Source organism: Plantibacter sp. LMC-P-059a (genome assembly GCF_030209505.1).
Taxonomy (GTDB): domain Bacteria; phylum Actinomycetota; class Actinomycetes; order Actinomycetales; family Microbacteriaceae; genus Plantibacter.
In genome coordinates, this window is record NZ_JARVRZ010000001.1 from 276537 (window position 1) to 297933 (window position 21397).

At 69.8% G+C, this 21397-nt stretch carries 16 protein-coding genes and 1 riboswitch; of the genes, 5 read left to right on the forward strand and 11 right to left on the reverse strand.

Annotation, left to right across the window (positions count from 1 at the left end):
* Position 1 precedes the first annotated feature (1 nt).
* The 3 genes from QRN27_RS01330 to dinB all read right to left on the reverse strand — a co-directional run bounded on the left by QRN27_RS01330 (position 2) and on the right by dinB (position 2465).
* On the reverse strand, positions 2-631 hold the full coding sequence (locus QRN27_RS01330) for an ECF transporter S component (RefSeq protein ID WP_285040438.1): 630 nt from the start codon (positions 629-631) through the stop codon (positions 2-4).
* A gap of 36 nt (positions 632-667) precedes the next feature.
* Positions 668-776, reverse strand: a riboswitch (TPP riboswitch).
* Positions 777-827: 51 nt separating this feature from the next.
* Positions 828-1157: a hypothetical protein gene (locus tag QRN27_RS01335; RefSeq protein ID WP_056778008.1), complete on the reverse strand. Its 330-nt coding sequence runs from the start codon at positions 1155-1157 to the stop codon at positions 828-830.
* Between the two features lie 9 nt (positions 1158-1166).
* Positions 1167-2465 (reverse strand): DNA polymerase IV, encoded by a 1299-nt coding sequence (gene dinB / locus QRN27_RS01340; protein WP_285040439.1) that lies wholly within the window; start codon positions 2463-2465, stop codon positions 1167-1169.
* A gap of 82 nt (positions 2466-2547) precedes the next feature.
* Here dinB and QRN27_RS01345 point away from each other — a divergent pair, with 82 nt between their 5' ends.
* Positions 2548-3873 carry an acyltransferase family protein gene (locus QRN27_RS01345; RefSeq protein ID WP_285040440.1) on the forward strand — a complete coding sequence of 442 codons (1326 nt, stop codon included), beginning with the start codon at positions 2548-2550 and terminating at the stop codon, positions 3871-3873.
* Here the strand turns inward: QRN27_RS01345 and QRN27_RS01350 are convergent.
* The 4 genes from QRN27_RS01350 to gatC form a co-directional block, all read right to left on the reverse strand.
* Positions 3844-4440 carry a hypothetical protein gene (locus QRN27_RS01350; RefSeq protein WP_285040441.1) on the reverse strand — a complete coding sequence of 199 codons (597 nt, stop codon included), beginning with the start codon at positions 4438-4440 and terminating at the stop codon, positions 3844-3846. The two genes, QRN27_RS01345 and QRN27_RS01350, sit on opposite strands and share 30 nt — an antisense overlap.
* Before the next feature lie 114 nt (positions 4441-4554).
* On the reverse strand, positions 4555-6054 hold the full coding sequence (gene gatB / locus QRN27_RS01355; RefSeq protein WP_285040442.1) for an Asp-tRNA(Asn)/Glu-tRNA(Gln) amidotransferase subunit GatB: 1500 nt from the start codon (positions 6052-6054) through the stop codon (positions 4555-4557).
* 2 nt (positions 6055-6056) lie between these two features.
* Positions 6057-7568: an Asp-tRNA(Asn)/Glu-tRNA(Gln) amidotransferase subunit GatA gene (gene gatA, locus QRN27_RS01360; protein ID WP_285040443.1), complete on the reverse strand. Its 1512-nt coding sequence runs from the start codon at positions 7566-7568 to the stop codon at positions 6057-6059.
* Positions 7565-7864: an Asp-tRNA(Asn)/Glu-tRNA(Gln) amidotransferase subunit GatC gene (gene gatC / locus QRN27_RS01365; protein ID WP_056006781.1), complete on the reverse strand. Its 300-nt coding sequence runs from the start codon at positions 7862-7864 to the stop codon at positions 7565-7567. The genes gatA and gatC overlap by 4 nt, the downstream gene beginning before the upstream one ends.
* A gap of 90 nt (positions 7865-7954) precedes the next feature.
* Here gatC and QRN27_RS01370 point away from each other — a divergent pair, with 90 nt between their 5' ends.
* Positions 7955-9676, forward strand: a complete 1722-nt coding sequence (locus QRN27_RS01370; RefSeq protein ID WP_285040444.1) for a long-chain-fatty-acid--CoA ligase — start codon at positions 7955-7957, stop codon at positions 9674-9676.
* 2 nt (positions 9677-9678) lie between these two features.
* On the opposite strand, the gene ligA is transcribed toward QRN27_RS01370, so the two are convergent.
* Complete coding sequence (gene ligA / locus QRN27_RS01375; RefSeq protein ID WP_285040445.1) at positions 9679-12009, reverse strand: NAD-dependent DNA ligase LigA; 2331 nt, start codon at positions 12007-12009, stop codon at positions 9679-9681.
* Positions 12010-12159: 150 nt separating this feature from the next.
* Here ligA and QRN27_RS01380 point away from each other — a divergent pair, with 150 nt between their 5' ends.
* Complete coding sequence (locus tag QRN27_RS01380; protein ID WP_285040446.1) at positions 12160-13647, forward strand: sugar porter family MFS transporter; 1488 nt, start codon at positions 12160-12162, stop codon at positions 13645-13647.
* A 60-nt stretch (positions 13648-13707) separates the two neighbouring features.
* Here the strand turns inward: QRN27_RS01380 and mnmA are convergent, their stop codons facing one another.
* Both mnmA and QRN27_RS01390 read right to left on the reverse strand, forming a co-directional pair.
* The gene (mnmA, locus tag QRN27_RS01385; protein WP_235526745.1) at positions 13708-14820 is read right to left on the reverse strand and encodes a tRNA 2-thiouridine(34) synthase MnmA; all 1113 of its coding nucleotides are present in this window, start codon (positions 14818-14820) and stop codon (positions 13708-13710) included.
* A 61-nt stretch (positions 14821-14881) separates the two neighbouring features.
* Positions 14882-16105, reverse strand: a complete 1224-nt coding sequence (locus QRN27_RS01390) for a cysteine desulfurase family protein (RefSeq protein WP_056778030.1) — start codon at positions 16103-16105, stop codon at positions 14882-14884.
* 67 nt (positions 16106-16172) lie between these two features.
* Between QRN27_RS01390 and glgX the strand changes: the two genes are divergently transcribed.
* Positions 16173-18215: a glycogen debranching protein GlgX gene (glgX, locus tag QRN27_RS01395; protein WP_285035967.1), complete on the forward strand. Its 2043-nt coding sequence runs from the start codon at positions 16173-16175 to the stop codon at positions 18213-18215.
* A gap of 2 nt (positions 18216-18217) precedes the next feature.
* A complete protein-coding gene (gene ybaK / locus QRN27_RS01400) occupies positions 18218-18709 on the forward strand; it encodes a Cys-tRNA(Pro) deacylase (RefSeq protein ID WP_285035966.1) in 492 nt (163 codons plus the stop codon).
* Positions 18710-18717: 8 nt separating this feature from the next.
* Here the strand turns inward: ybaK and glgP are convergent, their stop codons facing one another.
* The gene (glgP, locus tag QRN27_RS01405) at positions 18718-21291 is read right to left on the reverse strand and encodes an alpha-glucan family phosphorylase (RefSeq protein ID WP_285040447.1); all 2574 of its coding nucleotides are present in this window, start codon (positions 21289-21291) and stop codon (positions 18718-18720) included.
* Positions 21292-21397 lie beyond the last annotated feature (106 nt).

Consider the following 21397-nt stretch of genomic DNA (forward strand, 5'->3'; position numbering starts at 1 on the left):
CTCAGACCTCGCGCCGCGCGTCCCGCCCTGAGGCGAACCGGCTGAGCGCGCCCGTAGAGGCGAGCGCCTTGACGAGGACCCAACCGACGACGCCAGCGAGGATCGCGCCGGAGACGAGCAGTGAGCCGAGGTAGATCGCGTTGAACTCGGCACCCTTCTCCAGGTTCGCCGACATGAACAGCTCGAGCAGCCATGCGCCGGCACCGGCGCCCGCACCGGCGAGGATGGCCGGGACGAGGCCGAAACGCTTGTAGGCCAGCGCGGCGAACATGAGCTCGGCTCCGAGCCCCTGGGCGAGGCCCGAGTACACGGTGGTGATGCCCCACGCGTTGCCGATGAGCGCGGAGACGACGGCCCCGATGGTCTCGACGAGGACGGCCGCGCCGGGCTTCCTGATGATGAGCCCGCCGAGGACGCCGCCGAGCAGCCAGATGCCGACGGCGATGCCGCCGAAGCCGGGCGTCACGGCACTCGCTCCGGCGTACCAGAGCGATCCGAGCGTGTTCCACGCCCAGAAGATGAGGCCGGTGGCGACGCCGAGGACGGCGACCACGACGATGTCGACGACCCTCCAGCGGAGGTTCCGCGCGGCGGCGCGTTCAGACGAGGAGATTTTGGTCGATGCTGACACGATACGTGCCCTTCCTGTAGACGGAAAAGAGCACGGGATAGCGAGAAATGGTCTCCCTGCGCTGGCATGATCCAGATCAGGTTCGACGGTCGAAGGCGAATACCTTCCTCTCAGCCCGGTTCACCGGACTCCCGTGGTGGCACGAGTCTAACCCCTGCCGCGCAGGATCACTCGACAGGGGTTCGACGGGGGAAGGCTACTTCTTGAGCGCCTTGATGAGCCCGGACAGGGCCTTGCCGCTCACCCAGATGAACGGGATGGCGACGGCGATCAGCGAGATGAGGTTCGGGTCGAACCGGAGGCCCTCGTCCGTCTTGATGTAGGCGCCGACGGGGATGGAGACGCCGCCGCCTCCACCGCCACTGGGCGCGTCGTCGCCGTCTCCCTCGGACCCGCCACCGAAGCCGTAGTACGTCAGCGCCACCGGCACGAGCTTGGTGCCGTCGATGTCCTGCTGCTCTCCGTAGGCCGCGGTCACGCCGAGCCCCTTGGTCTGTTCTGCCAGCTTCTCCACGAGATTCGTCATGCTGCCACGCTACCGCTGCGCATCCGCCGGTCCAAGGGGTTGATCCGTGCTCCCAGCACCCTGCGAGTCGCCTCGACTCCCGAGGCCTCGTCGCCGCGGTTTCCCGAGGAGCGAGGCTGGAGCGATCGCGAGGTCGCCGAAGCGGCTGGCCACCCGATCGATGGTCTGTTCGGCACCGCGCCACTCCTCGTCGGGATCCCACAGCGCCGAACCGGCCTCCTCGGCGGGCACCAGTTGATCGACCTTCACGCCGACGAGGCGGACCAGACGCCCACCCCGATCGAGGTCGTCGAAGAGCGACGCCGCCTCGTCGTAGACGCGGCGCCCGACGTTCGTCGCCTCGCCGATGGTCCGTGACCGGGTCACGAGGCTGAAGTCGGCGTAGCGGACACGGATGCTGATGGTCCGGCCGGCGTACCCGCCCTTCCGGAGGCGGATCGCGACGAGTCCGGCCAGGTTCAACAGCTCGCGTTTCAACACGGTGGGATCCGCGACGTCCGTCGGGAACGTCACTTCGTGGCTGACGCTCTTCTCCCGCCGCGCCAACTCGATCCCGCGCGGGTCGATGCCGTTCGCGAGCTCGAGGAGCCGGCGTCCGGACGCCTCGCCGACGGCGCGCTGCAGCATGGACAACGGAGTGGAGGCGAGCTGACCGATGGTCCTGATACCGCGGTTCGTGAGCTGTTCCTCGGTTCGTCCCCCGACGCCCCACAGCGCTCCCACCGGCAACGGGTGCAGGAAGGAGAGCGTCTCGGCAGCCGGCACGACGAGGAGGCCGTCGGGCTTCGACAGCCCGGACGCGAGCTTCGCCACGTACTTCGTCGCTGCGAGGCCGACCGAGCACGGGAGCCCGGTGGCGTCGAGGACCCGTTGCTTCACGAGCGCCGCGATCGTCCGCGGACTCCCGAGCAACCGGACCGCCCCGGAGACGTCGAGGAACGCCTCGTCGATGCTCAGCGGCTCGACGAGCGGCGTCACCGACTCGAAGACCTCCATGACGCGATCCGAGTACTCGCGGTATCGGCCGTGATGCGGCGGGAGGACGACCGCGCTCGGGCACAGCCGCATGGCCTGGGACACCGGCATCGCTGCGCGCACGCCGTACTTGCGGGCCTCGTAGCTCGCGGAGGTGACGACCGAGCGGCCCTCCTTGTTGCCGACGATGATGGGCAGGCCACGCAGCTCGGGCCGCTCCAACAGTTCGACCGAGACGAAGAAGGCGTCCATGTCCACGTGCAGGATCGGCGTACCGCTGTCGTCGGCATCGTCCGCCGACACGCGGCGCGACGCTCCATCCTGCCGACTCATGCCCCCATTGTCGCAGCCGCCACCGACACGCGGTCCACAGGGGCCGATACGCGACGCCCCGGCGGCGCTAGGCTGTCCGGCGATGAGCACGCCAACGACGACCGGGCAGGCCCCGGCGGTCCCAGATCTGTCCGGGCGGGACCTCGCCCTCGACCTCGTGCGCGTCGCGTGCGTCGTGACGGTCGTGATCGTCCACCTCCTCATGGTCGCGGTGGCGGTGGCACCGGACGGCACCATCGGCATCTCCCGAGCATTGGAGCAGCAGCCCTGGTTCGACACGGGCACCTGGTTCGGCCAGATCATGCCGCTGTTCTTCATCGTGGGCGGCTTCGCGACGATCACCGGCTGGCGCAGCACCGTCCGACGTGGTGGCGGGACCAGCGACTTCCTCCGGTCCCGGGTGTTCCGACTCGCCCTGCCGACGATCCCGGTCCTGCTCTTCCTCGCCGCGGGGCTGTGGCTCGCCGGGGCGCTCGGTGTCGACCCCGCCATCATCGAGGCCGTCGCCGCAGGCGTCGGGTCCCCGCTCTGGTTCCTGGCCGCCTACCTGCTGTGCCAGGCGGTCGCCCCGTTCCTCGCCACCCGCCACGACCGCCACCCCTTCCTGACCTGTGCGGCACTGCTGGCCGGCGTGATCCTCGTCGACGTCGTCCGTTACTCGACCGGCCTCCTGGGCATCGGTCTCGTCAATCTCGTGTTCGTCTGGCCGCTGTTGCAGCAGTTCGGGTTCTTCCTGGCCGATGGCCGGCTCCGCGCCGTTCCGCGTCTCGTCCTCGTTGCCGTGGTGCTTGCCGCCTACGGTGCGCTCGTGCCGATCACGACCTGGCTGCCGTACTCGACCAGCATGCTCGGCAACCTCAATCCGCCCACGCTCCCCCTCGTCGTCCTCGGCGTCGGGCAGCTCGCCCTGCTCGCCCTGGTGCACCCTCTGCTCACCGCCATCATGCGGACACGCGTGGCCCGGGCGGTCGTCTTCCTCATCGGGTCACGACTCATGACGGTGTACCTCTGGCACCTGCCCCTCATCATCGCCGTCGCGGGTCTGCAGCTCGCCCTCGGCATCCCCTTCGCGGAGCCGTTGACCGCCGCGTGGTGGTGGACCCGACCGGTCGTGCTCCTCGTCGTCGCGGTCCTCCTCGCGGGCGTCGGAGCGCTCCTCGGTCGCGTCGAGCACCCCAGGAGACTCCGCCTCGACCCGGAGCGGAAGCCGGCGCAGGCCGCCGTGTGGATCGCACTCGTGAGCGCGTTCATCATGCCCTTCGCGGAGATCTCCCACCCGCTCACCGCCCTGATGGCCGCTGCCGGAGCCGCCGGTTCGATCATCGCGGTCGCGCTCCTGAACCCGACCCGCAGGCCGGTCGCTCGCGTCTCGAGCGGATCAGACCAAGCCGTGGACCAGCGGGCGTAGCCACTCGCGAAACGCCTCCCGGTCGTCCCGGAGCGACTCGCTGACCACGATCGTGTCGGGTGCGACGACCCAGGCACCCGGTCGGCAGATCGGAAGCACCTCGAGGTCCAGTCGGAACGAGCTGGATTGCCGACGCAACTCGAACTGGCGCTCGCGGATGAGCTCGTAGACGTCGGCGAGTCTGCTCGGTGAGCGTGCGGCCAGAGCGATCTCGTACTCGCGGATCCTGTCCGTGGCCCACCGGTGGGCGTCATCATAGGCACGATAGGCGAGTTCCTGCAGTTCGAGGGCGCGATCGAAGACCTCGAAATGGGGAGGACGGACCTCCGGCATGAACAGCCGCGTGTCACGCCGCGCGATCCCCGTCCACCAACCGTCGAACTGGAGCGCCAGGGCCTCGCGGTCGAGGTCGGTGACGTAGACCGGATCAGGTGCGGGGGCCACTGCTGGGAGCTGGCCGACGCATCGGCTCCCGAGACCGGCCATGGAACGGAAGGCGAGCGCGAGCATGAGGGCCATCGGGGCGTCCTCGGTGACCTGCCAACGCATGGTGCCTTCGACCAGCATGGCCGAAGTGTATGCCGCACCCGAGACGCGCGCCAGGGCTTCCCAGCGGCGGAGAAACGGGCCCGGACGGCAGTGCGCGACTGCCGTCCGGACCCGATGTCGCTGGCGCGGGAGCTACTGCCCGGCGCGCTCCAGGACGAGCTCGCGGACCCGTGCGGCGTCCGCCTGTCCGCGCATCGCCTTCATCACGGCACCGATGACCGCACCGGCGGCTTGGACCTTGCCGTCGCGGATCTTCGCGAGGACGTCCGGCTGGGCGGCCAGCGCCTCATCGATGGCGGCGATCAGGGGGCCGTCGTCGGACACGAGCGCGAGGCCTCGCGCGTCGATGACCTCCTGCGGGGTCCCCTCGCCGTCGATGACACCCTCGAGCACCTGTCGGGCGAGCTTGTCGTTGAGCGTCCCGTCCTCGACGAGCGCAGCGAGGGCGGCGACGTGCTCAGGTGAGACCAGGCTCGTCGCCTCGACGTCGCGCTGGTTCGCGAGCCGGGAGATCTCGCCCGTCCACCACTTGCGCGCAGCGGTCGGCGTGGCGCCCGCCGCGACGGTCGCGGTGATCTCGTTCAGGAGGCCACCGTTCACGACGTCCTGGAACTCCAGGTCGGTGAAGCCCCACTCGCCCTTCAGGCGGCGCCGACGGACGGCAGGCTGCTCAGGGAGCGCTGCGCGCAGTTCCTCGATGAGCTCGGGCGACGGCACGACCGGGAGCAGGTCGGGCTCCGGGAAGTAGCGGTAGTCGTCGGCGTCGCTCTTCGGACGCCCCGCGGAGGTGGCGCCGGTGTCCTCGTGCCAGTGACGCGTCTCCTGGACGATGGACCCGCCGTCCTTGAGGATCGCGGCCTGACGCTGGATCTCGTAGCGCACGGCACGTTCCACCGACCGGAGGGAGTTGACGTTCTTCGTCTCCGTACGCGTGCCGAGCTTCTCCTGGCCACGCGGGCGCAGCGAGATGTTGGCGTCGCAGCGGAGGTTCCCGCGCTCCATCTTCGCGTCGGAGATGCCGAGCGCCACGACGATGTCGCGGATCGCGGAGACGTAGGCCTTCGCGATCTCCGGCGCCCGGTGCTCGGTGCCGTAGATCGGCTTGGTGACGATCTCCACGAGCGGCACGCCGGCGCGGTTGTAGTCGACGAGCGAGTACTCGGCACCCTGGATGCGCCCGGTCGAACCGCCGATGTGCGTGAGCTTGCCGGCGTCCTCCTCCATGTGCGCGCGTTCGATCGGCACGGTGACGATGGTGCCGTCGGCGAGCTCGACGTCGACGGAACCCTCGAAGGCGATGGGCTCGTCGAACTGCGAGATCTGGTAGTTCTTCGCGAGGTCGGGGTAGAAGTAGTTCTTCCGCGCGAAGCGGCTCGACGGGGCGATCGAGCAGCCGAGGGCGAGCCCGAGGCTGATCGAGTACCGCACCGCCTGCTCGTTGACCACTGGAAGCGAGCCGGGCAGACCGAGGCACACCGGCGAGATGTTCGTGTTCGGTGCGTCGCCGAATCCGTTGGGCGCCGAGGAGAACATCTTCGTCTTGGTGTTGAGCTCGACGTGCACCTCGAACCCGAGCACGGGCTCGTACAGTTCGAGGGCTTCCTCGTAGGAGAGGAGCTTGTCCTTGGCCATGGTTACCGACCTCCGAGAGCGGGTGCCTGCGAGATGAGGGTGTGCCCCCACGTCGATTCGAGGAGCGCCTCGAGAGCGGCGCCGACCCGGTAGAGCCTGGCGTCCTCTCGTGCTGGCGCCATGAACTGGATGCCGACGGGCAGGCCGTCCTCCGGGGCGAGCCCGATCGGGACGCTGATGCCCGGGACCCCGGCGAGGTTCGCCGGGATGGTGGTGACGTCGTTGAGGTACATCGCCAGCGGATCGTCGATGCGCTCGCCGAGCTTGAACGCCGTCGTGGGCGCGCTCGGGCTCACGAGGACGTCGACCTGGTCGAACGCCGCGGCGAAGTCGCGCTGGATGAGTGTCCGCACCTTCTGGGCGCTCCCGTAGTAGGCGTCGTAGTACCCGGCGCTCAGGGCGTAGGTGCCGAGGATGATGCGGCGCTTCACCTCGGGGCCGAACCCGGCCTCGCGGGTGGCGGACATCACCTGCTCGACCGTGCCGCCGCCCTCGGGGGTGACGCGCATACCGAACCGCACTGAGTCGAACTTCGCGAGGTTGCTGGACGCCTCGGCGGGGAGGATCAGGTAGTAGGCGGCGACCGCGTACTCGAAGTTCGGTGCCGACACCTCCACGATCTCGGCGCCGTTCGCCTCGAGTACCGCGAGGGCCTCCTGGAAGCGGCTCTTCACGCCGGCCTGGAAGCCGTCGCCGTTGAGTTCCTTGACGACGCCGACGCGGAGACCGCGCAGCACGTCGCCGCGGGCACCCTCCCGAGCCGCTGCGGCCATCGAGGGCCAGGCGTCGCGGAGGGAGGTCGAGTCGAGCGCGTCGTGCCCGGCGATGACGTCGTGCAGCAACCCCGAGTCGAGGACCGTCCGGCTCACCGGTCCGACCTGGTCGAGCGAGGATGCCAGGGCGATGGCACCGTAGCGGCTCACCGCTCCGTAGGTGGGCTTCACGCCGACCGTCCCGGTGACGTGCGCCGGCTGACGGATCGAGCCGCCGGTGTCGCTCCCGAGCGCGATGGGTGCCTCGAACGCGGCGACCGCTGCGGCCGAGCCACCTCCGGAACCACCGGGGATGCGGTCGAGGTCCCACGGGTTGTGGGTCGGGCCGTACGCGGAGTGCTCCGTGCTCGACCCCATGGCGAACTCGTCCATGTTCGTCTTGCCGAGCGGCACCAGGCCCGCGGCCCGCGATCGGGCGACGACGGTGGCGTCGAAGGGCGACAGGTATCCCTCGAGGATGCGGCTGCCCGACGTCGACGGCATGTCGGTGGTGACGAGCACGTCCTTAATCGCGAGGGGGACGCCGGCCAGTTCTCCGAGTTCCTCACCGGCTGCACGACGCGCGTCGATGTCGGAGGCGACGTCGAGCGCGTGGTCCGAGACGTGCAGGAAGGCGTGGACGTCGCCGTCGACCTGGGCGATGCGGTCGAGGTGCGCCTGGGTGACCTCGACGCTCGACACCTCACCGGCGCGGAGCTTGGACGACAGTTCGGCTGCCGTCAGACCGATGAGGCCGCTCACTGCTCCTCCCCCAGGATGGCCGAGACCTTGAACCGGCCGTCGGCCGACTCCGGTGCGTTCTGGAGTGCCTGCTCCCGGGTGAGCGTGTTGCCGACGACGTCGTCGCGGTACACGTTCTCGAGCGGGATGGGGTGGCTCGTCGCCGGGACGTCAGGTGTGGCCACCTGCTGCACCTTCGCGATGTTGTCCACGATGGAGTCGAGCTCCGTGGTGAGGTGGGCGATCTCGTCCTGGCTCAGGGCGATGCGAGCGAGGGTCGCGAGATGTGCGACCTGCTCGGTGGTGATTTCCGACATGCGTCTCCCGTACGTGTAGCGGTGGCGGTCGCTCCAGTCTATTCGCCAGGGACGTGGTCGTCGGTCGGCCTCCGCCCCTACAGTGGGACGGTGAGCCAGAACGACTCGAGCAGCCGTCCCCGTCCCCCGCACGAGCGTCCGTGGCTGGCGAGCTACGCCGCCGACGTCCCGGACGACATCCCCGAGCAGACCGGCAGCCTCGGCGATCTCGTGGAGGCCTCCGCGGCGAGCTACCCGGACGCGGTCGCGCTCGAGTTCTTCGGCTCGACGACCACCTACACCGAACTCGACGCCCTGATCGCACGGGCTGCGGCCGGCCTGCGAGACCTCGGCGTCCGGGCCGGCGACCCGGTCGCCCTCATGCTCCCGAACTGTCCGCAGCACATCATCGCGTTCTACGCCGTCCTCCGACTCGGTGCCGTCGTCATCGAGCACAACCCCCTCTACACGCCGCAGGAGCTCCGTCACCAGTTCGAGGACCACCGCGCCCGGTTCGCGATCGTCTGGGACAAGGTCGCCGGTCACCTGCAGGACTTCCCGGCAGATCTGGCGGTGGACGGGCTCGTGACGATCGACGTCACCCGTGCGATGCCGATCCACATGCGCCTGGCTCTGCGGCTCCCGATCGCGAAGGCTCGTGCCTCCCGCGCGCAGCTGACCGCGCCGGTCTCCGGCACGGTGGTGTGGGAGCGGCTCCTCACCGCCGGGTCACTCCCGGCGACGCACCCGAAGCCGACGACCGACGCGCTCGCGCTCATCCAGTACACCAGCGGCACGACGGGCTCGCCGAAGGGTGCGGCCCTGACCCACGGGAACCTGCTCGCCAACGCCGCACAGTCCCGCGCCTGGGTGCCGACGGTGAAGCGCGGGGAGGCCGTCGTGTACGCGGTCCTCCCGATGTTCCACGCCTACGGACTGACACTGTGCCTCACGTTCGCCATGAGCATGGGCTCGCGACTCGTCCTGTTCCCGAAGTTCGACCCGGCGCTCGTCCTCAAGGTCATGAAGAAGCACCCTCCGACCTTCCTGCCCGCAGTGCCGCCCATCGCCGACCGACTCCTGGCGGCCGCGACGGAGCAGGGCGTCTCGCTGCAGGGCACCGAGATCGCGATCTCCGGGGCCATGCCGCTGCCGCACGAGCTCGTCGTGCCGTTCGAAGCGGCGTCCGGCGGGTTCCTCGTCGAGGGCTACGGGCTCTCCGAGTGCTCGCCGGTGATCTCCGCCAACCCGGTGTCGGCCGCGAGGAAGCCAGGCACCATCGGTCTCCCGCTGCCGAGCACCGAGGTCAGGGTCGTCGACCCCGACGATCCGGAGACGGATCGGCCGGCCGGTGAACCCGGCGAGCTCCTCGTCCGCGGACCCCAGGTGTTCCGGGGCTACTACAACAAGCCCGAGGAGACCGCCGCCGTGCTCCTCCCTGGAGGTTGGTTCCGCACCGGCGACATCGTGTCGATCGACGACGAGGGGTTCATGATGGTCGTCGACCGCATCAAGGAGCTCATCATCACGGGCGGGTTCAACGTCTCCCCCAGCGAGGTCGAGCAGGTCCTCCGCGGGCACGCTTCCGTCGCTGACGCCGCCGTCGTCGGGATCCCCGACCCGCACTCCGGCGAGCAGGTCGTCGCGGCCGTCGTCGCCGCTCCGGGCGCCACGGTCGACACCGAGGCGCTCCGCGCGTGGGCTCGCGAGATCCTCACGCCCTACAAGGTGCCGAAGCGGGTGGTCGTCGTCGACGAACTCCCGAAGTCGCTCATCGGCAAGGTCCTCCGCCGCCAGGTCAGGGACGACCTCCTGGATGCCGCCGGGCACTGACCTCAGTCGGCCGCCGGAGCCTCGTCGGACGGAGCCTCGTCGCCGGGTGCCTCGTCGTCGGGTGCCTCGGGCTCGCCGAGGGCTGCCGGCCCCTCCGAGACCAGGATCGCGAACTGCTCCGCGTCGATGATCCGCAGGCCGAGCGCCTCGGCCTTGGCGAGCTTCGACCCTGCTCCGGGACCCGCGGCGACGAAGTCGGTCTTCTTCGAGACGCTCGATGCGGCCTTCCCCCCGGCCTGCACGATGGCCTCCAACGCGCCCTCGCGGGTGAACCCGTCAAGAGAACCGGTCGCGACGACGGTCACGCCAGAGAGGACGCCTCCCGCCGCGACGGCGGCACCCGGGCCGGGGTGGCCGGGCGTCGCCCACTGCACGCCGGCGGCCGTCCACTCGTCGACGATCTCGCGGTGCCAGTCGATCTCGAACCAGGCCATGAGGGCGTCGGCGATGATCCCGCCGACACCGTCGACCTCGGCCAGTTCCTCGCGGCTCGCAGCCCGGATGGCGTCGAGCGAGCCGAAGTACTCCGCGAGCGACCTGGCCGCCACGGGCCCGACGTGCCGGATGTTCAGCGCGACGAGCAAGCGGGCGAGCGGGCGCGTCTTGGCGGCGTCGAGATTGGCGAGCAACTCGACCGCGTTCTTCGAGGGCACCGAGGACTCGTCGCCGTCGAACTCCGACGCCTCAGGGTCGTGCACGCCGTCCTTCTTCGCCCGACGGCGGCGGAACGGCGTCACGCGCTTCTCGGAGCCGTCCTCGTTGAGCTTCGGCAGGCCGGTCTCGTTGTCGCGGACGACCACCGTCACCGGGAAGAGGTCGGCCATCGTCAGCGAGAAGAGCCCAGCCTCGGTGGTCAGCGGCGGCTCTGCGGGTTCCAGGGGCTGCGTCAGCGCCGCTGCGGCCACCTCACCGAGTGCTTCGACGTCGAGCGCTCCGCGTGAACCGATGTGCTCCACCCGGCCACGGACCTGCGCCGGGCAGCTCCGCGCGTTCGGGCAGCGCAGGTCGATGTCGCCCTCCTTCGCAGGGGCGAGCGTGGTACCGCATTCCGGGCAGTCGTCCGGCATCACGAACTCGCGCTCGGAACCGTCGCGCAGTTCGACCACGGGACCGAGGACCTCGGGGATGACGTCGCCTGCCTTGCGGAGGACGACGGTGTCGCCGATGAGCACCCCCTTCGCCTTCACGACGTCCTGGTTGTGCAGCGTGGCCTGGCGCACCTCGCTGCCGGCGACCAGGACCTTCTCCATGACGGCGAAGGGTGTGGCCCGGCCGGTGCGCCCGACGCTCACCACGATGTCGAGGAGCTTGGTGTTCACCTGCTCCGGCGGGTACTTGTAGGCGATGGCCCAGCGCGGAGCCCTGCTCGTCGCGCCGAGTTCCCCGTGGAGCGCCAGATCGTCGACCTTCACGACGACCCCGTCGATCTCGTGCTCGACGCTGTCGCGGTGCGCTCCGAAGTACTCGATGAACTCGGCCGCCCCCGTCGCTTCGTCGTGGACCCGGTAGTGCGACGAGGTCGGCAGACCCCACCGGTGGAGGAGCTCGTAGACCTGCGACTGACGCGCGACCGGCGGGCGCTCCCACGCGCCGATGCCGTGGACGAGCATCTGCAGCCGGCCGAGCCGGTCGTGCATGAGGGCGAGCTGCGCCGGGTTCTTGCTCTCCGCCTTCTGACGGAGCGACCCGCTCGCCGCGTTTCGGGGGTTCGCGAACACCCGTTCACCGGCGGCCGCCTGGTTGGCGTTGAGCTCGCGGAACGCCTCGACGGGGAAGAAGATCTCGCCGCGCACCTCCACGACCTCGGGGACCTCGACGTCTGTGTCGGCGGTGGTCAGCACGCTCGGGATGGAGCGGATGTAGCGGACGTTCTCCGTGACGTCCTCACCGACCACCCCGTCGCCGCGGGTCGCCGCACTCACGAGGCGCCCTCGCTCGTACCGCAGGTTGATGGCGAGGCCGTCGATCTTCAGCTCGCACAGGTACTGGACGGCGCCGTCCGCGTCGCGCTCGACCTTCGCCGCCCAAGCGAGGAACTCCTCGATCGAGAAGACGTTGTCGAGGCTCAGCATGCGTTCGAGGTGGGTGACCGGTGCGAAGAGGGTCGTCTCCGCCCGGCCGCCGACCGTCTGGGTCGGGCTGTCCTGGCTCTGCAGCTCGGGGAAGAGCCGCTCGAGCTCGTCGAGCCGCTTGATCATGGCGTCGTACTCCTGATCGGAGGCGAGCGACTCGTCCCGCTCGTAGTACGCGTCGCGCAGCTCGAGGATCCGCGAGGTGAGCTCCTCCGCCTCGGCCGATGCCTGCTGCAGGGTCTGTTCGTTGCTGTTCGCCACCTCGTCAGTCTATGAGCGCCCTCCGACACTCGAGAGCGCTTGACACACCGCACGTCCTCCCCGATCGGGGCAAGCGGGTCGGTGAGCCGCTGATCGAGGAGTAGGGTGTCGCAGTGCCGCAGGAACCATGCGCGCGGAATCGGAGGAACCATGTCCCAGTCCAGCAGGCCAGGAACGGGGGCGGCTCCTACCAGTAAGCAGCTGACCGCGCGCGTCATCGGCATCTCCGTCTCCGCCGCGGTCGGTGGCTTCCTCTTCGGCTTCGACTCCTCCGTGGTCAACGGCGCGGTCGACGCCATGCAGGACCACTTCCAACTGAGCGAGGGGCTCATCGGATTCGCCGTCGCCTCCGCACTCCTGGGCTGCGCACTCGGGGCCTACCTGGCCGGCCGGATCGCCGACAGCCGCGGACGCATCTTCACGATGCTCCTCGGTGCCGGCCTCTTCTTCGTCTCCTCCTTCGGCGCCGGCTTCGCGTTCTCCCCCTGGGACCTGATCCTGTGGCGGATCGTCGGCGGTCTCGGCATCGGCATCGCGTCCGTCGTGGCTCCGGCCTACATCGCCGAGATCGCGCCGAGCGCCATCCGCGGACGCCTCGCCTCCCTGCAGCAGCTCGCCATCACCCTCGGCATCTTCGCCGCCCTCCTGTCCGACTCCGTTCTCGCGGGCGTCGCCGGCGGCGCGTCCAACCCGCTGTGGTTCGGCGTCGAAGCCTGGCGCTGGATGTTCATCGCCTGCGCCATCCCCGCCGTCGTCTACGGCCTCCTGGCCATGCGGCTCCCCGAGTCGCCACGCTTCCTCGTCCGCAAGGGCAAGGCCGATGAAGCCCGCCGCATCTTCGCGACGGTGTGGCCGCAGGAGGAGGTCGACCGGGCCGTCAAGCTCGCCGAGCAGGCGGTGAAGGACGACGAGCAGCAGAAGAAGGCCTCGCTCTGGGGCGGCAAGTTCGGTCTGCTCCCGATCGTGTGGATCGGTGTCATCCTCTCGATCTTCCAGCAGTTCGTCGGCATCAACGTCATCTTCTACTACTCGACGACCCTCTGGAAGGCGGTCGGATTCCAGGAGTCCGACTCGCTGCTCATCTCGGTCATCACCTCGGTGACGAACGTCGCGGTCACGATCGTGGCGATCCTGCTCGTCGACCGCATCGGTCGCCGGCCGATCCTCCTCGCCGGATCCATCGGGATGACGGTCTCGCTCGGGGCCATGGCGATCGCCTTCACCCAGTCGGTCACCGACAGCGCGGGCGAGGTGTCGCTGCCGCAGCCCTGGGGCACGATCGCACTGATCGCTGCCAACGTGTTCGTCGTCGCGTTCGGCGCCTCCTGGGGTCCACTCGTCTGGGTCCTCCTCGGCGAGATCTTCCCGAACCGGCTGCGTGCCAAGGCCCTCGGTGTGGCGGCGATGGCCCAGTGGATCGCCAACTTCCTCATCACCGTGAGCTTCCCGGGTCTCGCCGCGTTCTCGCTCCCGGTGACGTACGGCATGTACGCGTTCTTCGCCCTGCTCTCGTTCGTGTTCGTACTCGCGAAGATCCCGGAGACGAACGGGCTCACCCTCGAAGAGGCCGAGACGCTGTTCGTCAAGAAGCCGAAGAAGGCCAAGGCGTCGAAGTCGGGGACGACCGCCGGAGCCTGAGCATCGGACGCGGAACGCCCGGCGAGCATCGCTCGCCGGGCGTTCGGTCGTTCCGGGGTGTCAGGCGCCGACGCCGGCGGGTACAGCGCTGACGGTGCGGTCGATCGTGAACTGTCCCAAGACGCGCGTTCCGCTGTAGAGCACCGCGGTCTGTCCGGGCGCGACCCCGTCGAGCGGCGTCTCCGGGTGGACGACGAGTTCGCCGTCGACCAGGGCCAGCGCGGCCGGGACCGGGTCGGCGTGGGCACGGATCTGGACGTCGCACGGGATCGGGTCCACGCCGACGGCCGGAGCACGGCCCGCCCAGGTGTACCGGGAGCCGGCGATCTCGCCGATGGCGAGAGCCTCCTTCGGGCCCACCACGACGGTGTTGTCCTTGGGACGCACCTCGAGGACGAAGCGCGGACGTCCGTCCGGGGCCGGTACGCCGAGGTGCAGCCCCTTGCGCTGTCCGACGGTGAAAGCGTGCGCGCCCTCGTGCGAACCGACGACCGCGCCGTCGCGGTCGAGGACCTGGCCGGTCTCGGTGCCGACCCGCTCCCCCAGCCAGCCCTTCGTGTCGCCGTCGGGGATGAAGCAGATGTCGTGGCTGTCGGGCTTGTTCGCGACGGTGAAGCCGCGCTCCGCGGCCTCGGCACGTACCTCGGCCTTCGACGGCGTCGCACCGAGCGGGAACATCGAGTGCGCGAGCTGCTCGGCGGTGAGCACGCCCAGGACGTACGACTGGTCCTTCGCCCAGGCGCTCGCGCGGTGCAGCTCGCGATCGCCCTCGGGGCTCGTGACGATCGTGGCGTAGTGGCCGGTCACGACCGCATCGAACCCGAGGTCGAGCGCCTTCTCCAGCAGTGCGGCGAACTTGATCTTCTCGTTGCAGCGCATGCAGGGGTTCGGCGTGCGGCCCGCACGATACTCCGCGATGAAGTCGTCGACGACGTCGAGCTTGAAGCGCTCGGAGAAGTCCCAGACGTAGTACGGGATGCCGATGAGGTTCGCCGCCCGCTGGGCGTCCATCGAATCCTCGATGGTGCAGCACCCCCGGCTGCCGGTCCGGAGCGTGCCCGGCATCCGGCTGAGGGCCAAGTGGACCCCGACCACCTCATGGCCCGCATCGACGGCGCGTGCCGCTGCCACGGCGGAATCGACCCCACCACTCATCGCTGCCAGAACCTTCACCGGGCAAGTCTACGCGCCAGTCGCCGGACAGCCACCCGCAAGTGACCGGGCGCGTGGCGACTCAGGGCCGAGCACCGAGCGCCGTGTCGCGATCCGCGGAGCCGGCCCGGCTCGCCTGTGCATAGGCCGAGGGAAGCGCCTGCAGGAAGCGGTCGACGTCGTCCTCGGTCGTCGTCCTGCCGAGCGTGATCCGCAGAGCCGCGCGGGCGTCCGACTCCGAGCGCCCCATGGCGAGCAGGACGTGGGACGGTTCGGGTACACCGGCCTGACACGCAGAGCCCGTGGACACCGCGACCCCGGCGAGGTCGAGGAGGAACAACATGGAGTCGCCCTGGGTCCCCGGGAGGACGAGGTGCACGTTCGAGGCCAGTCGTTCCACGGGGTCGCCGGTGAGCTCAGCCTCGGGCACCGCGGAACGTACGCCCGCGATGAGCCGGTCCCGGAGCGCCTGCAACCGCTGCTGCTCGGCAACCCGTTCCCGCTCCGTCGCCTCGGCGGCGACGGCGAACCCGATCGCGGCTGCGACGTCCTGGGTACCGGAGCGGAGGCCACGCTGCTGGCCGCCACCGTGCTGCAAGGGCTCCACGACCGCCGCCCGGCTGACCACCAAAGCGCCGACGCCCACCGGTCCGCCGATCTTGTGCGCGGACACGCTGATGGCCACGAGACCGCCGGCCCCGGTCGAACCGGACGCGGCACGCAGGCCGGCCAAGTCGATCGGCAGATGTCCGTATGCCGACACGGCGTCCAGGTGGAACGGCACGCCCGCTGCTGCGGCGAGCGCCGCGAGTCGTGCGGCGGGCTGGATGGTGCCGACCTCGTTGTTCGCCCAGAGGGCCGTGGCGACGGCGATGTCGTCGCCGTGTTCCGCGTAGAGCTCCTCGGTGCGTTCGAGCGAGACGGCTCCGAGGTGGTCGAGCGGGGCCCACAACGGCGTCGCGGCCTCGTGGCGTTCGAGCCATTCGACGGTGTCCAGGGTGGCGTGGTGCTCGCCGGCGGGTGCGAGGACCGCGGTGCGGCGACGGTCCCGTTGGCGGTGCCAGTAGAGCCCCTTCAACGCGAGGTTGATGGACTCGGTACCGCCCGAGGTGAAGACGAGTTCGATCGGATCGCAGCCGAGGGTCTGCGCGATCCGCTCCCGAGCCTCCTCGAGGAGCCGGCGAGCCTGTTGCCCGGGTCCGTGGATCGACGCTGGGTTCCCGACGGTGGCCATGGCGGCCGCGTAGGCGTCGATGACCTCGGGACGCACGGGGGTCGTGGCGGCGTGGTCCAGGTACACCACCATGCCGCCCCTCCTCTCGTCGCCGCGTCCGCGGATCTCGGCGACTGCTGCACTCACTACTGTAGAACCCATGAACGCTGGTGACCCCCTCCACGATCTCGGCGTCCGCCTCGGCCCGTCCGGTGGTGAGCTCCGTGTGTGGTCGGAGCATGCAGATGCACTCGAACTCGTGATCTTCGACGACAAGGATCTGAACTGGATCACCCAGTCTGTCGAGATGACCCGCGACGAGGGTGCGGTGTGGAGCGCCCGGTCCGAGGAGCTCGTGCACGGTCGACGCTACGCCGTCCGTGCATCTGGGCCGTCGACGCCGAACAACGCCTTCGACCCGCACCTGCTGCTCCTCGATCCGTATGCCCGCGGTCTCGCGCGGGTGTCCGCCGAGCAGTGGCGCTCCGTCGTCGTCGACGACGCGTTCGACTGGGGTGGTGTGCAGAAACCGCGTATCCCGCTCGACCGCACCGTGGTGTACGAGGCGCACGTCAAGGGGCTCAGTAAGTTGCACCCCGACGTCCCCGAGGAGCTGCGCGGAACCTACGCTGGTCTCGCCCATCCCGCGATGATCGCGCACCTGCACGAGCTGGGCGTGACGAGCGTGGAACTCCTGCCGGTGCACGCGTACACCTCGGAGCAGCGCCTCATCAAGCAGGGCCTCGTCAACTACTGGGGCTACAACACCCTCAACTTCTTCAGCCCACACGCCGCGTACGCCACGAAGGCCGCCCAGGCGGGTGGCGCCGACGCGGTGCTCCGTGAGTTCAAGGGCATGGTCAAACTGCTCCACGAGGCGGGGCTCGAGGTCATCCTCGACGTCGTCTACAACCACACCGCCGAGGAGGGGCCGGGCGGCCCACGCACGAGCCTCCGCGGGATCGACAACGCGAGCTACTACCGCCAGGATGCCACCGGCGCGTACATCGACGTGACCGGGTGCGGCAACACCGTCGACTTCGGCCACCCGGTCCCCCAACGCCTGGTGCTCGACTCCCTGCGCTACTGGGCGGACGAGGTGCAGATCGACGGGTTCCGCTTCGACCTCGCCGCGACGCTCGGTCGGAACGAGGCGGTCGAGTTCACCCCGGACCACCCGCTGCTCGGGGCGATCATCAGCGATCCGGCACTCGTCGACGCGAAGATGATCGCCGAACCCTGGGACGTCGGGATGGGCGGTTGGCAGACCGGCAACTTCCCGAGCGGTTGGCATGAGTGGAACGACCGGTACCGCGACCGCGTGCGCAACTTCTGGCTCTCCGACATCGACTACGCCAGACGCGCCGACGCCCCCGTGGGTATCGGCGGCTTCGCGACACGATTGGCCGGATCGAGCAACACCTTCTCGGCCGAGCGCGGGCCGCTCGCGTCGGTCAACTTCATCACGGCCCACGACGGCTTCACGCTCGCCGACCTCGTGTCGTACGACGTGAAGCACAACGTCGGCAACGGCGAGTCGAACCGGGACGGGACGGACAACAACCGGTCGTTCAACCACGGCGCCGAAGGTCCGACAGACGACGAGGCGATCCTCGCGGGCCGCCGGAAGGCGATGCGCAACCTGCTCGGGACGCTCCTGCTGTCGGCCGGCATCCCGATGATCACCGCGGGTGACGAGTTCGGACGCAGCCAGCGCGGCAACAACAACGCCTACTGTCACGATTCGGAACTGACCTGGGTCGGGTGGACGCGGGAACCCTGGCAGGATCAGCTCCTCGCGCACAGCCGCAGGCTCCTCGAGCTGCGGCGCGAGCATCCCGCGCTCCGCCCCGAGCACTTCGCGACCGCCGGCACGACGGTGCCAGGCGCGAGCGCCATGGACTGGTTCGACGCCACCGGCGGGACGATGAGTACGGACGACTGGACGAGCCCCCGGAACCGCACCCTGCAGTTCTTCTCGACGAGCACGCCGGAGTCCGAGGCGCTCGACCGCGTCCTGCTCATCGTGCACGGGGTCGAGCAACCGGTCGACGTCACGTTGCCGGAACACGACGGGGTGACCGCCTACCGACGCATCTGGAACTCCGCGGACGACGTCCCGGTGGCCGGCGAGGACGAGTTCTCCCCCGGACGCACGGTCTCGGTCGCCGCCACGTCCATGCAGCTGTTCCAGGCCGTCTGACGGTGGCGCGACGGAAGGCCGAGGGCGCGAGCACGCCGGCGACGCTGGCGTTGATCGAGCTCGGGATCGCCTTCACCCCGCGGCCGTACCAGCACGACCCGTCGACGACCGCGTTCGGGCTCGAAGCCGCCGCAGCCCTCGGCGTGGACCCGTCCCGCGTCTTCAAGACCCTGATGACCGAGGTCGACGGGTCGCTCGTCGTGGCCGTCGTCCCGGTCTCCGGGCAGCTCGACCTGAAGGCACTCGCCACGGCGGTCGGCGGGAAACGCGCACGTCTGGCCGATCCGGCTGTCGCGGAACGCAAGACCGGCTACGTGGTCGGTGGCATCAGCCCGATCGGGCAGCGGGCATCGCTACCGACCGTCCTCGACGCGAGCGCGACGGACCACGAGACGGTGTTCGTGTCAGGTGGACGGCGGGGCTTCGACCTCGAACTCGCCCCGGAGGGGCTGCGCACGGCGGTCTCCGCCCTCCTGGCCCGGATCGCGCGCTGACCCCGCCCCTACTGGTCCGCCAGGGCGACCAGTCCGAGCTCCGCCGGCGTGAGCAGCAACTCGTGCTTCGGAACGATGCGGACCGTGTACCCGAAGCCACCCGCGCGATCGAGTGGCAGGGTGCCCGCGTATTCGAGGGTGTGCTCCGGTCGGCTCGTGGACGGAGTCTGCTGCTGATCGAGCGGCTGCGAACGGACGTCGAGCAACTCGCCCGTGGCTCCAGGGACCCCGGAGACCACCTCGACGGTCACATCGTCCGGTGACAGCGAGCCGAGCTGGACGTACGCTCGCAATCGCAGCACGTCGCCGACCTGCGGCACCTCGTCGACACCGCCGCTCTCGACGTGGGCGACGGCCAACTGCGGCCAGGCGTCCCGCACGCGTCGTTTGTAGGCCGCCAGATCGCGGGCGCCGAGCTGATCGGACGCGGACAGCGCACGTTCCATCGCCGCCGCCGGAAGGTACATCCGCTCGGTGTACTCGCGCACCATCCGGTCGGCGCTCAGCGGCTCCGACAGCGTGGAGATCGTGTGCCGCACCATCTGCAACCAGCGCCACGGCGGTGCACCGTGCTCGCGGTCGTAGTACCGGGGCGCGAGCTGGTGTTCGATGACGTCGTAGAGCGACGCCGCCTCGAGGGCGTCGCGCTCGTCGTCGTCCGGCGTGCCGTCGGCGGACGGGATCGCCCACCCGTTCTCCCCGTCCGCGTACTCGTTCCACCAGCCGTCGAGGATCGACAGGTTGAGCGCTCCGTTGAGCGCGGCCTTCATGCCCGACGTCCCGCAGGCCTCGAGTGGCCGGAGTGGGTTGTTCAACCACACGTCGCACCCCGGGTAGAGGGTCTTGGCCATCCCGATGCCGTAATCCGGCAGGAAGACGATGCGTGCGCGCAGGAGCGGGTCCTGGGCGAACTGCACGAGTCGTTGGATGAGGCGCTTCCCCTCGTCGTCCGCCGGATGTGCCTTCCCGGCGACGACGATCTGGATCGGTCGATCCGGGTGCAGGAGCAGCGAGCGCAGTCGGTCGGGGTCGCGCATCATGAGGGTGAGGCGCTTGTACCCCGGCACCCGCCGGGCGAACCCGATGGTCAGGACCTCCGGGTCGAGGAGTTCGTCGATCCAGGACGGCACGACGGCGAGCGGATTCTGCGCACGGTATCCGTCGGCGATCCGACGGCGCACGTCGGCGACCAGCCGCTCGCGCATCCCCCGCTTGAGCGCCCAGAGCTCGTCATCGGAGACCGACGGACCGGCCCAGTCGGCGCGGCCCGGCTCGATCCCTCCCCACCGTTCGTCGGCGAACCCGATGAGAGCCGGGTCCGTCCAGCTCGGGGCGTGCACGCCGTTCGTGATCGAGGTGATGGGCACGTCAGAGACGTCGAATCCCGGCCAGAGGCCTCGGAACATCGCACGGCTGACCTCCCCGTGGAGTCGGCTCACGCCGTTCGCGCGCTGCGCCAGACGGAGTCCCATGATCGCCAGGTTGAACACCTCCGGCGAACCGCCGTTCGCGGTCTCGTCGCCGAGCGCGAGGACGTCCGGTGCGGCCACGCCGGGGAGCAGGTCGCCCGAGAAGTACCGCTCGATCGCGTCGTTCTCGAAGCGGTCGATGCCGGCGGGCACCGGCGTGTGGGTGGTGAACACCGTGCCGCCGCGAACGAGCTGCAGCGCCTCGTCGAAGGAGAGGCCGTTCCCGACCAGGTCGCTGATCCGTTCCAGACCGAGGAACCCGGCATGGCCTTCGTTCGAGTGGTACACCTGCGGGAGCGGGTGGTCCGTCAACTCGCTCCACTGTTTGATCGCCCGGACGCCGCCGATGCCGAGCAGGAGCTCCTGGTGGAGTCGATGCTCGCCGCCGCCGCCGTAGAGCCGGTCGGTGACCGCACGCAACTCCGCGACGTTCTCGGGGATGTCGGTGTCGAGCAACAGGAGTGGGACGCGGCCGACCTCGGCGATCCAGACGCGCGCGGACAGGCTGCGGTCCTCGGGCAGAGCGAGCGTGACGGTGACCGGCGTCCCGTCCGGTTCCCGGAGGACTGTCAGTGGGAGCCCGTCGGGGTCCTGCACCGGATAGGACTCCTGCTGCCATCCGTCGTTCGTGATCGACTGGGCGAAGTACCCCGAGCGGTACAGGAGACCGACACCGACGAGGGGCACCCCGAGGTCCGACGCGCTCTTCAGGTGGTCTCCGGCGAGGATCCCGAGCCCGCCCGAGTACTGCGGGAGCGCGGCGGCGACACCGAACTCCGGGGAGAAGTAGGCGATCGTCTGTGGCTTCGGGTCGGGGATGCCCTGGTACCAGCGCGGCTCCTCCAGATACCGGCGGAGGTCGGCGTGGAGCGCTTCGGCGCGACCGACGAAGTCGGCATCCGCGGCGAGCTCGGCCAACCGTTCGGGGGTGACGAGGCCGAGGCCCGTGATCGGGTCGTGCCCGGACTCCCGCCAGACGTCCGGGGCGATCTCGTCGAAGAGGCGCTGCGTCGGCTCGTGCCAGGACCAGCGGAGATTGGCCGCGAGGGCGGTCAGCGAGGTCAGGGACTCCGGGATGAGTGCACGGACGGTAAACCTGCGGATAGCCTTCACGCGCTCACTCTATGGCACCCCCACCGGCCGTCCGACCGGCCGCCGGCCCGGCCGCCGCGACGGCGCCACACCGGACGCCTTAGCATGACGCGCGACACCCCGCGCG